At 30.9% G+C, this 14,344-nt stretch carries 12 protein-coding genes; 8 read left to right on the top strand and 4 right to left on the bottom strand.

Annotated features, from left to right (window positions below):
• The first annotated feature begins 67 nt into the window (after positions 1 to 67).
• On the top strand, positions 68 to 1,234 hold the full coding sequence (locus SLW70_RS11020) for an AraC family transcriptional regulator (protein ID WP_320888436.1): 1,167 nt from the start codon (positions 68 to 70) through the stop codon (positions 1,232 to 1,234).
• A 61-nt stretch (positions 1,235 to 1,295) separates the two neighbouring features.
• Here SLW70_RS11020 and ccsA read toward each other — a convergent pair whose 3' ends face one another.
• A complete protein-coding gene (ccsA, locus tag SLW70_RS11015) occupies positions 1,296 to 4,490 on the bottom strand; it encodes a cytochrome c biogenesis protein CcsA (RefSeq protein WP_320888435.1) in 3,195 nt (1,064 codons plus the stop codon).
• Between the two features lie 199 nt (positions 4,491 to 4,689).
• Here ccsA and SLW70_RS11010 point away from each other — a divergent pair, with 199 nt between their 5' ends.
• The 7 genes from SLW70_RS11010 to SLW70_RS10980 all read left to right on the top strand — a co-directional run bounded on the left by SLW70_RS11010 (position 4,690) and on the right by SLW70_RS10980 (position 10,309).
• Complete coding sequence (locus SLW70_RS11010) at positions 4,690 to 5,463, top strand: Rossmann-like and DUF2520 domain-containing protein (RefSeq protein WP_320888434.1); 774 nt, start codon at positions 4,690 to 4,692, stop codon at positions 5,461 to 5,463.
• A complete protein-coding gene (locus tag SLW70_RS11005; protein ID WP_320888433.1) occupies positions 5,447 to 5,974 on the top strand; it encodes an HAD-IIIA family hydrolase in 528 nt (175 codons plus the stop codon). Before SLW70_RS11010 ends, SLW70_RS11005 begins: the two co-directional genes overlap by 17 nt.
• A 4-nt stretch (positions 5,975 to 5,978) precedes the next feature.
• Positions 5,979 to 6,905 carry a geranylgeranylglycerol-phosphate geranylgeranyltransferase gene (locus SLW70_RS11000; protein ID WP_320888432.1) on the top strand — a complete coding sequence of 309 codons (927 nt, stop codon included), beginning with the start codon at positions 5,979 to 5,981 and terminating at the stop codon, positions 6,903 to 6,905.
• The gene (locus SLW70_RS10995; protein ID WP_320888431.1) at positions 6,898 to 7,482 is read left to right on the top strand and encodes a Maf-like protein; all 585 of its coding nucleotides are present in this window, start codon (positions 6,898 to 6,900) and stop codon (positions 7,480 to 7,482) included. Before SLW70_RS11000 ends, SLW70_RS10995 begins: the two co-directional genes overlap by 8 nt.
• Positions 7,483 to 7,492: 10 nt before the next feature.
• Positions 7,493 to 8,023, top strand: a complete 531-nt coding sequence (locus tag SLW70_RS10990; protein ID WP_320888430.1) for a mechanosensitive ion channel domain-containing protein — start codon at positions 7,493 to 7,495, stop codon at positions 8,021 to 8,023.
• A gap of 86 nt (positions 8,024 to 8,109) precedes the next feature.
• Positions 8,110 to 9,933 (top strand): hypothetical protein, encoded by a 1,824-nt coding sequence (locus SLW70_RS10985; protein ID WP_320888429.1) that lies wholly within the window; start codon positions 8,110 to 8,112, stop codon positions 9,931 to 9,933.
• Positions 9,934 to 10,000: 67 nt separating this feature from the next.
• Positions 10,001 to 10,309: a hypothetical protein gene (locus SLW70_RS10980; RefSeq protein WP_320888428.1), complete on the top strand. Its 309-nt coding sequence runs from the start codon at positions 10,001 to 10,003 to the stop codon at positions 10,307 to 10,309.
• Positions 10,310 to 10,371: 62 nt separating this feature from the next.
• Here SLW70_RS10980 and SLW70_RS10975 read toward each other — a convergent pair whose 3' ends face one another.
• Genes SLW70_RS10975 through SLW70_RS10965 form a run of 3 tightly spaced genes read right to left on the bottom strand, consistent with a single transcriptional unit; the run spans position 10,372 to position 13,841 of the window.
• Positions 10,372 to 11,262, bottom strand: coding sequence for an exopolyphosphatase (locus tag SLW70_RS10975; protein WP_320888427.1), 891 nt, complete (start codon positions 11,260 to 11,262; stop codon positions 10,372 to 10,374).
• Positions 11,263 to 11,277: 15 nt separating this feature from the next.
• On the bottom strand, positions 11,278 to 13,350 hold the full coding sequence (gene ppk1, locus SLW70_RS10970; protein ID WP_320888426.1) for a polyphosphate kinase 1: 2,073 nt from the start codon (positions 13,348 to 13,350) through the stop codon (positions 11,278 to 11,280).
• A gap of 5 nt (positions 13,351 to 13,355) precedes the next feature.
• Positions 13,356 to 13,841 (bottom strand): histidine phosphatase family protein, encoded by a 486-nt coding sequence (locus SLW70_RS10965; protein WP_320888424.1) that lies wholly within the window; start codon positions 13,839 to 13,841, stop codon positions 13,356 to 13,358.
• Between the last annotated feature and the right edge of the window lie 503 nt (positions 13,842 to 14,344).

Below are 14,344 nucleotides of genomic sequence, written 5' to 3'. Positions count from 1 at the left end.
TGTTTTAACATTTTCGAACTCAATTTTAACATCAATATTTCTACTAATTCTTTTTAAATTTTCGTAAATGTTTCTAAACTCAATTTATATTATAGCAGGATTAATTGGATTTATCATTAGTGCGATTTTACTCAATAATCATAAAACAAATCCCATAATGAATTTGTATATGGTTTTATTGATTTTTATTATCTCTTGTCGTTTTTTCACCTTTGGAGTAGTCAATCTAATTGATGATAAAGATGTCATTACTCTTTACATAAAATATTCTAATCTAGCATCCCTTGTTATACCATTCAGTTATTTGTATTTCAAAAAATTAGTAACTAACAATAAACCGTTTGAAAAAGAAGAATTATATCACTTTATCTTCCCTATTGGCTATTTTTTTATAACTCTTAAAGTTTCTAATTTTATCAGTCCTAGATATCCCATTAAAATTATCATGTTTTTGTTTTTTCTAGCTTTCTTACTTACTTATATTATATTAAGTTATCATCTTCTTAAAAAAAATATTTGGAGCAGAAAGGAAGAAAATAAAACGATTAATAAACAATACATAAACACTTATAATTGGTCCTTATTTTTGTTTATAGCATTGATATTAGCCTCAACAAGGCTTTCAATTTCTTTATTTATTGAAACCTCTGAGAATAGCCCCTCAAAAGGTCTCAGCTACCAATGGATATCCTCTTTAATTTGGATAGCCATTTTAGTTAAAATATTAATCACTCCTGAAATTCTCTACGGCTACAAACTTCTGAATGAAAAATTAAAAGAAAACAGAAATTCGAATTTAAAGTTTAATGAAATTTGGCAATTGCAAGCTGCTTTTGATATTAACAATACGCAGCATCTGATTTTAAAAGAAAAAATAAATGATAATTTGCAATTTTACTTTGAAGAAATAGAGAGAATATCTGTTCAACATAATTTTTTTAGAGACTCAAAATTGACCCTAAGCGATTTGGCAACTGAACTACGGATTCCAAAAAGTCACCTTTCTTATTTATTCAAATACCACTCTACAGTTTCATTTTCTGAGTATAAAAAAGTCATCAGGATTCAAGATGCTATCAACCTTATTGAAAATGGTTATTTAAAGAATAATACGTTAGATTCTCTTTCCAAAAAAGTAGGTTTTACATCTTATAACCCATTTTTCACTAGCTTTAAAGAAACAACAGGTATGGCTCCTTTGGAGTATATGAATAAAATTAATTCAATTGTTTGACGAAATAAAAAAGGTTCAACTTAGCCAGTGAACCTTTTTTATGTAAACGTAAATGTATTTATTACTTCTTATAATACTTTCTGTATTTTGGATAGGTTATTGCTCCTATTACAGCAATAGTTCCCATAGTGTACCAAATCCAATCTAAGGATTTAGCCTCACCACTAGCGTAGGAGTGTAATCCTACTAAGTGAAAATTCACTCCATAATAGGTAAACAAAATCGAAATAAAGGCAAACATACTCATTAAGTTAAAAATCCATTTTCCTCTTAGGGAAGGAACGAAACGAGCATGAATTACGAAGGCATACACCATAATACTAATTAATGCCCAGGTCTCTTTTGGATCCCATCCCCAGTAACGTCCCCAACTTTCATTAGCCCATTGCCCTCCAAGGAAGTTACCGATGGTTAACATGATTAAACCAATAGTCAAAGCCATTTCATTGATATAGGTAATCTCCTGAATGTTCAAATCCATTTTAGTTTTGTTCTTTTCATTGGTAAAAAAGATTAACAACAAAGCGACAAAACCTAAAATCATTCCCAAAGCAAAAGGACCATAACTCGCCACAATAACCGCCACGTGAATCATTAACCAGTATGAGTTCAAAACAGGTTGTAAGTTTGCTATTTCTGGGTCAATCCAGTTCATATAAGCAGCCATCAAAATCATTGCTGTAACAAAAGCTGAAGAAGCAACAGTCAATTTCGATTTAATATCAAAGGCTAAACCAAAAAACATAGTCGCCCAAGCAATATATATAATGGACTCATACGCATTACTCCATGGTGCATGTCCCGATATATACCAACGCGCAATTAATCCAGCAGTATGTAAAGCAAACAACAATCCAATAATAATATGCATTGTATTGACTGCAATAGCTAAAACTTTTCGCTCTTTGAATATTCGCATAATGGTAAAAAACAACATCAAAATTGCTGCATAAATATACCAATATGACAGTTTTTGAAATACATCATATTTATTATATAAAATCTCAGCTGTTACCTTATCCTCTGAAGGCATAACGTCAGCTCCAAATTTTCGTTGAAAACCATGTAAACTCTCTAACAAATCATCGGCATTTTTATAATCTGTAGAAATTGCAGCATTATTCAATGAACCAAAATACAAAGGCAGAACCGTTTTCGTGTAGGTCGAATCCATTCCTTTCATGCCTGATTCTCCTAATTCCAAAAAGGAAATCCATTTATTATTTGCATTATTCGGAATTGGGAAAATTTTCAAAATAGAACCACTCAAGGCTGATTCCATCAAGTTGACTTTTTTATCTGTTTCCACAAAATCTTTTTGAAACTGATTTGGATTAGCGGCTTTATAAGCTGCATCTAAATATGGAGACAATTTATAATTTCCTTTTTCATCAAAGAAAGAAACAAAAGGAGCGTATTTAGCTTTTACATCAATACCAATAATTTTTCGAATACTATCATTACCCGACTTGATATAAATAATAGGTACTTCAATCCACAACTGTGCGTATTGCGACATAGATAGAAATACTTGGTCTGAATTCATCCCTTTGTATTCATTGGCATGGCTTACTTTTCGCAATAATTCAGATGAAAAAGTATTGATAGGTTTCATCCTTCCTCCGGCATCTTGAACAATCAATCGCCCAAATTTTGCTGCATGGCTTTCTGAAACTTTAAATTTATTCAATAAAGAATCTAATTGTTTTTCAGTAGGTTTGGTTCGAACGTGAGTCGCAGTTTGAGCATGATCTTCATGATGTCCATTCGCATCGTGCTCGTGATTATGCATTTGTGCAAAACCATTAAAACTCAACAATAAAACTAGTATAGTTAGTAACTTTTCTTTTTTCTCTTTTACCACCTCTAATTTTCTTTTAATATCAGCAAAACGAGAATGTTTGGTAAACATAATTGCCATCATCGAAAAGAACAACATAAAATAGCCGAAATAAGTAATATTTGTCCCCCAGAAATCATGATTTACAGACAAAACAGTCCCTTTTTCATCTGGATCAAACGAAGATTGAAAAAACCGGTAACCTTTGTAATCCAATACATTATTCATAAAAATCCTAGCATCAAAAGGTTTATCGGCTTCATCTAGAACTGTTACTTTACTTTCAAAAGAAGAGTAACTTTTCTCTGTTCCTGGATATTTTTGGGCGATAAAATCGTTCAATTGAATCTTGAAAGGTAACTCATAAGCCTTACTACCATAGAAAAAGTTGTAATCTATATTTCCAATTCTTACGGTTTTAGGTTCTCCAGTTTTCCCTTTAGAACCTAGTAACGTAACTGTTTTTTCTTCACCATCAGCTTTTAATTTTAATACCAAAGCATCATCCTCTCCTTTGGCTTTAAAATCATTTTTAGATTCATAAGCAACAACACCTTTTACAGCTGGATCTGGAAAAACAAAACGCATTTCGCCAATACTATACAACGAACGCATCATCAAAGGTTGTTCATTATCCTTTGTTACTTTCCCTTCTAATTTATCCGCCATTCGCATAAAGTTCCCTTCAAAAGGTGTGATGATGGTATACTCTTTACCCGTTGTATTGATATTAATAGCTCCATCTGTTGGCTTGTTCAAAGCAAACAATACATTGTGAATGTTCTGAATTTCTCCTGTTTTCAAAAAATGCTCATGTCTCCCACCGTCACCAGCTTCGACAATTTTTAAATATACAACACCGTTAGCGTCCTCTTTAATATACTCTTTAGCTCCCATGATAAAATCTTGGTATTCTACTTCAAAAGGAGTATCAGCAAATTTTCCTGAAAGTGAAAAATCATTATCGGTAGCTGCAGATAGTAAAAGTGGTTTTTCAAAAACACGACGCTTCATCTCTCCTTTATACTCCCCATCAACCATGACAGTTAAGAATGTTTTATCTGAATAAAATTGATTCTCAGCAGCTCCTTCACGGATAGGCATCATTCCTTCATAACTAATATAACGAGTAACAAAAGCTCCCAAAAGAATAAAAACAAAAGCCAAATGCAACATCAAAGTAGCCCATTTTTCTTTTTTCAACAATTGATATCTTTTTATATTTCCAATGAAGTTAATCATAAAAAACACCATGATTCCTTCAAACCACCACGTATTATATATTAGTATTCTAGCAGTATCGGTATTGTATTTACTTTCGATAAAAGTTCCTGTAGCCATTGCTATTGCAAAGGTTAAGAAAAGAACGGCCATTAATCGGGTTGAAAATAAAAAAGAGAATATTTTATTATCCATTATGGGGAATGATTTACATTTTTTTAAAGTGCGACAAAAGTACTCAAAAATGTTCAGTTGTTCAGAAACACAGTTGTTAATTTAATCCAAAATTCCAACTATTAAATAGGTAGTTTTCACCTTCCTCACTGTTAATGAATGCATTGGTATCTGACTCTTGAAAGTGGCTCTCTTCCGATTTTTTTGTTATTTTTGCGCTATGATGACTATTTCACTCATTGGTTCAGGAAATCTAGCCCAACACTTAATTGTGGCTTTTCAAAATGCCGAAAAATCTGGTAGTGCTATTCGTTTGATTCAAGTTTTTGCTAGACAAAAAGAAAAACTCACTCACCTACTTCATCAAGATAAAATCACTACTGATTATACAGAACTTAAAGAAGCGGATTTATATATTATTGCCGTTTCGGATGATGCGATTAAATCCATTTCATCTCAATTGAGTTTTCAAAATCGTTTGGTAGTGCATACTTCGGGTGCTGTAGCCATGGATACATTGGATAACAAAAACCGAAAAGGCGTTTTTTATCCTTTACAAACTTTCACCAAAAACAAAGCGGTTGATTTTAAAACAATCCCAATTTGTCTTGAAACAGAAAATACTAATGATTATGCTGTCATCGAAAAAGTAGCACAAACTATTTCGGATGCTGTTTATAAAATTGACTCCGAACAGCGCAAGGCATTACATGTGGCTGCGGTTTTTGTAAACAACTTTAGCAATCATTTGTACCAAATAGGAAATGAAATTTGCAACAACAACCAAATTCCTTTTTCAATTTTACAGCCTTTGATTCAAGAAACGGCTCAAAAAATTATAGATTTGTCACCGCAAGAAGCACAAACTGGACCAGCAATTCGGAATGATCAAAATACAATAGCTGCACACCAAGCTTTATTAACCCATGAAAATCATAAAAATATCTATACAATTTTAACCCAATCGATACAAAATAATGGCAAAAAGTTATAAGGAATTAATGAATGATATCACTACATTTATATTTGATGTTGATGGCGTACTTACTGATGGTTCCGTTTTTATTTCAAACGAAGGCGATATGTTACGTACCATGAATATCAAAGATGGTTACGCTATGAAAGCAGCTGTGGAGAGTGGTTACAATGTATGTATCATTTCTGGCGGATACAATGAAGGGGTTCGTGTGAGATTACACAATTTAGGAATTAAGGATATCCATTTAGGCGTACCCAATAAGGTCAAAACTTTTGACGAATACACTGCACTATACAATATCAATCACGAACAAGTACTGTATATGGGTGACGATATTCCTGATTATCATGTAATGAAATTAGTAGGACTAGCAAGTTGTCCTCAGGATGCCAGTCCTGAAATCAAAACCATTTCAAACTACATTTCGCATAAAAATGGTGGTAAAGGTGCCGTTCGTGACGTGATTGAGCAAGTCATGAAAGTACAAGGAAAATGGATGGAATATTTCGACGGAAAAAACAATTAAATAGATGGATTTTCTAAAACTCATTCGATACCAAAATCTGTTGATGCTTGCTTTTATGCAACTTCTTTTTCGATATGGCTTTTTGAAATTACAAAATATACCATTAGCCTTAAACGAATGGCAATATGCACTTTTAGTATTAAGCACAGTTTTAATTGCTGCAGCTGGTTATGTTATTAACAACATTTTAGATATACAAACTGATGAGGACAACAAGCCTAAAGATGTCATCGTAGGGAAAACAATATCTGAATCTTCAGCTTACAATATCTATATTGTTCTTAATTGTTTAGGTGTTGCAATTGGATTTTATCTTTCCAATGTAATCGACAAGCCTAATTTTGCTTCTTTATTTATTGTTATTGCTGCTACGCTTTACATTTATGCAACCAGTTTAAAGCAAATGGCTATCGTAGGTAATCTTATTGTTGCTTTAATACTTTCGGTTAGCGTACTTATTATTGGAATATTTGATTTGTATCCTGTTATTACAATTGAAAACAGGCAAATCCTAGGAAGTTTATTTTCTGTTCTTTTAGACTATGCAGTTTTTTCATTTATGATTAATTTCATTCGTGAAATTGTAAAAGATCTAGAAGATGTTAATGGAGATTATAACCAAGGAATGAAAACCTTACCTATCATTATTGGCGTAAAAAGAACATCAAACCTTGTTTTTGCATTAAGTTTTATTCCAATTATCGCCCTAGTTTTCTATATCAAAACCTATTTATTCGCTTACAATCTATTTCCAACTACTTTATACACTTTAGTCTTTATTTTGGCCCCTTTGTTCTTTTTTTCTGTAAAAATTTGGACCGCCAAAAAACAGAAAGATTTTAATCAATTGAGCAACTTATTAAAATGGATATTATTTTTCGGGATATTTTCTATACTTGTGCTTACCTTAAATATAAAATACAATGCTTAGTTCTAAATTACAGCAATACAAATTAATCTTGGCTTCGGGTTCACCGAGAAGACAACAGTTTTTCAAAGACTTGGAATTGGATTTTGAAATTCGGTTGAAAGAAATCGAAGAGGTCTTTCCTCCTGAATTGGTAGCAGGCGAAATTACTAATTATTTAGCTGAATTAAAAGCTGCTGCATTTGACGGAACTTTAGATGATAACGAAATCTTAGTCACTAGCGATACTATTGTTTGGCACAACAATAAGGCATTGGGAAAACCAAAAGACAAAGCAGATGCTTTTCAAATACTAAAATCGTTATCAAATAGCACTCACGAAGTAATCACCTCTGTTTGTTTTAAAACCAATTCAAAAACCGATTTACTTTGTGAAACCACCAAAGTTACCTTTAACAAATTGAGCGATGAGGCCATTCATTATTATATTGATACGTATAAACCTTTTGACAAAGCTGGAGCATATGGTATTCAAGAATGGATTGGTTTTATAGCTGTTTCAAAAATTGAAGGTTCTTATGCTAATGTTATGGGAATGCCAGTTGATAAAGTGTACGAATATTTGAGTAACTTAGAGTAAAAATTGATTTATGATTGTTTTCGATAATTTTACCAAAGAAATCATATCATCTGGAATAGTACTTCTAGTCATGATGATATTGCGCGTAATTGTTTCGAGTATTGTTCGAAAATTTGCTAAATCAACGCATATTATAGAACACCGAACCAACTTAGTGATTAAATATCTACATTTACTAATCAATATTTTAGTTGCAATTGCTTTAACACTTATTTGGGGAGTTCAAGCCAAAGATATCATGATTGCCATATCCTCAATAACAACAATAGTTGGAGTTGCGATGGTAGCACAATGGTCTATTCTAAGCAATATCACATCAGGAATTATTCTATTTTTTTCCTTTCCTTTTAAAATTGGTGACATCATAAAAATTCATGATAAAGATTTTCCAATCATTGGCGAAATTGAAGACATCAAAGCTTTCCATATTACATTAATAACAAAGGAAGGAGAAATAATCGTGTATCCTAACAATTTAATCTTCCAAAAAGGAATTTCCATTTTAAAACATGATTATGATGAAAAAGAGTTTGTTGACTAATGCCTTCTAACTCAACAACACTTATCTTAATTGCTTTAAAAAAAGTGTTCCGAAAAATTGATTTTTATGCATTAATACTTTTATAAATGCTCCAAAATAAAAAAATCATATTAGCCCTATTTCTACTATTCAATTTTTCGATTTCTTATCCTCAAATAAAGAAAACGGACAAAGATAGTATTGAAGTATATAAAAAAATTCAAACTTATTCAACCAAAAACAAATTCACACGGCTTTTACATAAATTAATTTTTGAGCCTATAAGTACAAAACCAAACAAACCTAGAACAGTAAAACAGATTAATCATAAAAGGTATAACGGTAAAATTGTTCGGAACATAAACATTACTACCCTAGATCCTTTTGGATTTTCCGACAGTGATACTTTAAGGGCTCCTAAAAAATGGGAAGAAAAATTAGGTAATGCATTGCATCTAAAATCAAAAAAAATAGCGATTCAGAATTTATTGCTCTTCAAAAAGAATTCACCTTTTAACGCAATGGTAATTCAGGAGACAGAACGAATCATTCGCTCCCAACGATTCGTTAATCAAGTGACTATCACCGAAAAATTAACTAGTAAAAAATCAGACTCTGTTGATGTATATGTTCGCGTTTTAGACTCATGGAGTACTGTTCCTACTCTTCAAGTTTCTAGTTCTAAAGTTAAATTAGGACTTAATGAACGTAATATCTTTGGAATAGGACATCAATTTGACTACCAATTTACCAACAGATTCGAAGACAGTAAAGATGCTCATGATTTTACTTACACCGTTCCTAATATTAAAAACTCTTTTATCAAAACAGTCTTAAAATACAACAAAGACTTAGATAATTTCTATGATAAAAGCATTTTAGTTGAACGCCCTTTTTATTCTCCTCTCACCAAATGGGCTGGTGGAATTTACTTAGGTCAACTATTTAGAAGTGATAGTTTACAAGGTCAAGACTTAAGCTATCAATTTCAAAATTTCAAAAACAGTACTCACGATTTTTGGGCAGCGAAAGCATTTACTATATTCAAAAGAGATACAACTAATAACAAGACTACTAATTTTATTGTCTCTAGTCGTTTCTTAAATATCAATTATGTTGAAAAACCAACAATAGAATATGACCCCATTAACTTTTTCAGTAATGAAAAACAATTACTAATGGGATTTGGTATCAATACAAGAAGATTTATCGAAGACAAATACATCTTTAAATATGGAATTACCGAGGATGTTCCAATTGGTCAAATTTATGGAATTACAACAGGATATCAATATAAGAATACTGTTTGGAGACCCTATTTAGGAGCGCAAATAGCAATAGGAAGATACTTTAAATGGGGATATTTGAGTACTAATTTAGAGGCAGGCTCTTTTTTTAATGAATCTAAATCAGAGCAAACGGCTATTTCTTTTCAAGCTAATTATTTTACACGATTACTCCAAATAGGAGATTGGAAAATACGTCAATTTATAAAGCCTATATTTTTAATAGGGTTCAATAGGCAAAATTCAATTGGTGATTTACTCACTATAAATGAAAGGTATGGAATACAAGGATTCAATAGCCCAATTTATGGCACCGACAAAATGCTTTGGATCTTTCAAACTCAAACATATACTCCAAAGAACATTGGTGGTTTCCGATTGAATCCGTACTTCAACTATTCCATTGCAATGCTTGGAAATGTTATGAATAATTTTCCAGACAAAAAAGTATATTCAAAAATTGGTCTTGGAGTCATTATCAGTAATGACTATCTCGTATTTAGCTCTTTTCAATTGTCTCTTTCTTATTACCCTACAATTCCACTAGAAGGAGATTCTATTTTTAGAACCAATGCTTTTGAGAACGATGATTTTGGATTTCAAAGTTTTGAATTGGCAAAACCTAAGACTGTTATTTTCAAATAAGTAACTAGTTTTAAACGTTTTATTAGTACCTTTAGAGAAGAATCGTATTAATTAAAAACCGTAAACAATGAAAAAAATTACCTCTTATCTAATGATAATAGCGTTATCATTAGGTGCAATTCCAACATCGATTTCAGCAGCAGAAACCAATTTGCCTAATACACCCAAAGAAATTCCAGTTGAGGTTCAAACAAAATTAGACCGATTGGAAGACATTAAAAAAATAGATAAATCAACTTTAAGTTCAGCAGAGAAAAAAGAACTCCGAAAAGAAGTAAAAACCATTAAAGCAGAATTAAGATCGACAAACAATGGCTTGTATCTATCTTTTGGAGCTATCGTTATTATTTTACTCCTTTTAATTTTGTTGTTGTAACCAAATAAAAAAACAGGCTATTGAAAAAAATCAATAGCCTGTTTTATATCAGTTATATCTATCTAAATATTTCCAAAATACATAGCTTTTACAATTCCATCAGAAAGACCAATTTTAGGAACATAAATTTGTCTTGCTCCACTCCATTTCATCGCATTAAGATAAATTCGAACCGCTGGTATGATAACATCGGCACGATCAGGATTCAATCCTAATTCCGAAATTCTTTGTTCATAGGTCAATGAATTTAAAAAAGCATACTGTGAATTCATATAAATATAAGACAATGGTTTTTCTTGTGATTTACCAGACATCTTAAATATTTTATTGATGTTTCCACCTGAACCAATTAAGGCAATCTCTTCAAAATCTTTAGTATTGGCTTTAATCCATTTTTCAATTTCTTCCCAAACCACATCACAAACCATATTATTCAATAATCGAACAGTACCAGCTTTGAAAGATCTAGAATTAACTATTTTGCCATTAGAAAACAGTGTAAACTCTGTACTTCCACCACCAACATCAACAAATAAATAAGTTTCTTCTTTTTTTAACAAATGCATTAAATCAGTTGAAGCAATGATGGCTGCCTCTTTCTTACCATCAATTATCTCTATTTTGAGGTCCGCTTTTTTCTTTATTAAAGCCACTACTTCTTTCCCGTTATAGGCCTCTCTCATTGCTGAAGTTGCAAAAGCTCTATAAGATTCTACCTTATGCACTTTCATCAAGAGATTAAATGCTTTCATGGCATCACACATTCTATTGCTGTTCTCTTCTGAAATTTCACCAACAGTAAAAGCATCTTGACCTAAACGGATGGGTACACGAACCAAAGCACTTTTATTAAATTGTGGTTCCTTCCCTTGTTGCTCTACAATATTGACGACTAAAAGTCGCATGGCATTTGACCCAATATCGATAGCAGCATATTTTTTTATTTTAATCATTCTTATGGGTATGATTTAATTTTTAAAAGTAGTTTCTAGTAAATTAACTTTGTTTTGATAGTAAATATAGGTTTCAAGCTGAGCTCTAAATACTGGTTTTCCATTACTGTCTCGATATCTATTATCCAATAATCGTGAATGATACCTTGCCTTTACATTTCCTTTCCACCCTAAATCAAAATTATCTATCAATTCATTTTTTATATCTTGGTCATAAATAGGACAAGTTACTTCAACACGTCCGTCTAAGTTTCTACTCATAAAATCAGCTGAAGAGATAAAAACATCTGGCTGACCTGCATTTCCGAAAATATAAATTCTGGAGTGCTCTAAGTAATTATCAACAATACTTATTGCTTCAATATTTTCACTAAGACCTTTCACTCCAGGAATTAAAGAACATATACCTCTCACTTCTAATTGAATTTTAACTCCAGCTTTACTTGCCTCGTAGAGTTTATCAATCATTGGATAATCAGACAAACTATTCATCTTCAATTTGATATATGTCTTTCTTCCAGCGAGAGCATGCAAAATTTCTCTATCAATCAATTTATAAAAACGAGCTCTAGTATAATGAGGAGAAACAATTAAATGTTTATAACGATGTATCCTATAATTGATATCAAAAAATTCAAAAATTTTAGAAATATCTTTTAATATCTGCTGATGACTGGTTAGCAAAGTTACATCGGTATATACTTTAGCAGTTGCTTCATTAAAATTTCCTGTTGAAATAAAACCATAACGCTTGGTTTTTTCTTTTTCGATTCTCTCAATGACACAAATTTTACTATGAACTTTTAGTCCTTTTATACCAAAAATAAGTTCAATACCTTCTGTTTGCATTTGTTCAGCATACGAAATATTAGACGCTTCATCAAAGCGAGCTTGTAATTCAATTTGAACTGTTACTTTTTTCCCATTCTTAGCCGCATTAATTAACGAACTAATAATTTGGGAGTTTTTTGCAAGCCTATAGAGTGTTATTTTGATGGTAGTTACTTTTGGATCCAAAGCAGCTTCTCTCAAAAAACGAGTTAAATAGGAGAATGATTGATATGGAGCATTCAATAAATAATCTTTCTTACTTATTTTTTGCAACAAACTTCCTTCTAAACTTAATCCTGGTATGGGTAACGGAAGATTCTTCTTATACAATAAATCATATCTTCCTAAGTTCGGAAAATCCATATAATCTCTTCTATTATGATATCTTCCCCCTGGAATGATACTATCAGAAGCAACAATTTTCATTTTTTCTAAAAAAAACTGCAAGGTATCCGCTTCGATTTCTTGATCATAGATAAAACGAACAGGCTCTCCTATTCTTCTATCTCTTACACTAGTTGATATTTTTTCCAACATACTCTTACTCAAGTCGCTATCAATCTCTAATTGAGCATCACGACTGATTTTAATCATATGTGCAGAAACCGTTTCATATTCGAAAATATTGAAAATGTTTTTTAAATTATGGCGAATGACATCATCAATTAAAATAACATATTGTTTGTCATCATTAGAAGGTAAAACAACAAAACGATTCATCGTTTTTGGAATTTCGATAATGGCATAACGAACTTCTTGATGTTTCATTGCCAGTTTTATAGCCAAATAGCCCATATTGTCTTTTAACAAAGGAAATTCAGCTAAATCGTTAAGTATAATGGTAACTAATTCTGGACTTAATTTTTGAATAAAAAAATCTTTTAAGAAGATTTCTTGCTCCAATGAAATCTCATCTTCTTTAATAATAAAAATATTCTGAGCCTCTAATTCAGTCTCAATTTCTTTAAAAATATTTAAACTTTCCGTTTGATGTTGGATTACAATCTCTGTAATATCCTCAATTAATTGTTGGGCAGTAATTCCTCCCAAAATTTTTTCGCCTGTCTTACCTGAAAGACTCAATCTTCGAATCGCCGCAAAACGAACTCTAAAAAATTCATCTAAATTATTTGAAAATATTCCTAAAAAACGTAATCTTTCTAAAAGTGGTACTGATTTATCTGCTGCTTCTTGAAGTACTCTAGCATTAAAGGCTAACCAACTTTTTTCTCTATCTATATATATTTGTTCTGGCACTCGTTTTATTTTAAATCTTTAGGTATTATTATTTTTTTTGTTTTTCCTTTATCAATACTGTCCCATTTATCTGTTTCAAATTGTAAAGAAACAAAGCCCGAAGTAGGGACATTACTAATAAAAATATCCCCAAATTTATTAACAAAATTTGTAATTGCACCATTATGACCAAAAAGAATAATACTATCGAATGAATTATCACAAGATTTAATAATTTTTTCTAATTGTGCTTCATCAAATGTGTACAATTCTTTTTTAAAGATAATGCTTTCTATAGGTGCCATTAAATTTTGTGCAAATATCAATGCGGTATCTGATGCTCTTTTAGCTATACTACTCCATATTACAAAAGTATCAGGAATATAATTAAATATATTTAAAGAAACCAAGTGAGCATCTTTCATACCTCTTTTATCTAATGGTCTATCTATATCCTTTAAAGGTGTATCCCAATTTGACTTTCCATGTCGTATCAATATTAAATTTTTCATTGCTTACTTATTTACATAATTAAATTCCGAAATAGAAAGATACAATTTTTATTTAGATTTCAATTTGATTAAAAATGAATTTTCAAATAAAATCTTCTTTCTCAATTTATAATTTTCAGAATATATTAATTAAAATTTTGTAATCAAAATTTTACACAAATACATTTTAACGTCTTTTTTTGCACTTTATCGATGTTTTTTTAATTGTCGTATCATTTTTTGATTTACATTTGAAAATGATTTTTAACAAAATAAATTATAGTAACAATATATCATTGACTATTTAAAATCTAAAAAAACAAGACTTGTTAAAATTTTAACAATCCTGTTATGACAATTTAAAGAGATTCAACAAAAAAGGTCATTTATTGATTTAAATTTAGTTTAATAGGTTTTTTAACGAGTATTTAGGTAATTCAAAGATTAAATTCATTATGAACCTTAATTGTTCATAAATTCGTTAATAACTTATAATTTTAATATTATTAGTACAAAATTTCATA

Origin of the sequence: Flavobacterium sp. NG2, assembly GCF_034119845.1 — a bacterium.
GTDB lineage: Bacteria > Bacteroidota > Bacteroidia > Flavobacteriales > Flavobacteriaceae > Flavobacterium.
The sequence above is the reverse complement of the archived record's forward strand: the minus strand, read 5'-3'. Positions and strand labels throughout refer to the sequence as shown.

Bases quoted from the DNA above. Each gene is read 5' to 3' on its own strand.
- SLW70_RS11020 (WP_320888436.1), top strand. From the start codon at position 68: ATGTTTCTAAACTCAATTTATATTATAGCAGGATTAATTGGATTTATC.
- ccsA (WP_320888435.1), bottom strand. From the start codon at position 4,490: ATGGATAATAAAATATTCTCTTTTTTATTTTCAACCCGATTAATGGCC.
- SLW70_RS11010 (WP_320888434.1), top strand. From the start codon at position 4,690: ATGATGACTATTTCACTCATTGGTTCAGGAAATCTAGCCCAACACTTA.
- SLW70_RS11005 (WP_320888433.1), top strand. From the start codon at position 5,447: ATGGCAAAAAGTTATAAGGAATTAATGAATGATATCACTACATTTATA.
- SLW70_RS11000 (WP_320888432.1), top strand. From the start codon at position 5,979: ATGGATTTTCTAAAACTCATTCGATACCAAAATCTGTTGATGCTTGCT.
- SLW70_RS10995 (WP_320888431.1), top strand. From the start codon at position 6,898: ATGCTTAGTTCTAAATTACAGCAATACAAATTAATCTTGGCTTCGGGT.
- SLW70_RS10990 (WP_320888430.1), top strand. From the start codon at position 7,493: ATGATTGTTTTCGATAATTTTACCAAAGAAATCATATCATCTGGAATA.
- SLW70_RS10985 (WP_320888429.1), top strand. From the start codon at position 8,110: ATGCTCCAAAATAAAAAAATCATATTAGCCCTATTTCTACTATTCAAT.
- SLW70_RS10980 (WP_320888428.1), top strand. From the start codon at position 10,001: ATGAAAAAAATTACCTCTTATCTAATGATAATAGCGTTATCATTAGGT.
- SLW70_RS10975 (WP_320888427.1), bottom strand. From the start codon at position 11,262: ATGATTAAAATAAAAAAATATGCTGCTATCGATATTGGGTCAAATGCC.
- SLW70_RS10965 (WP_320888424.1), bottom strand. From the start codon at position 13,841: ATGAAAAATTTAATATTGATACGACATGGAAAGTCAAATTGGGATACA.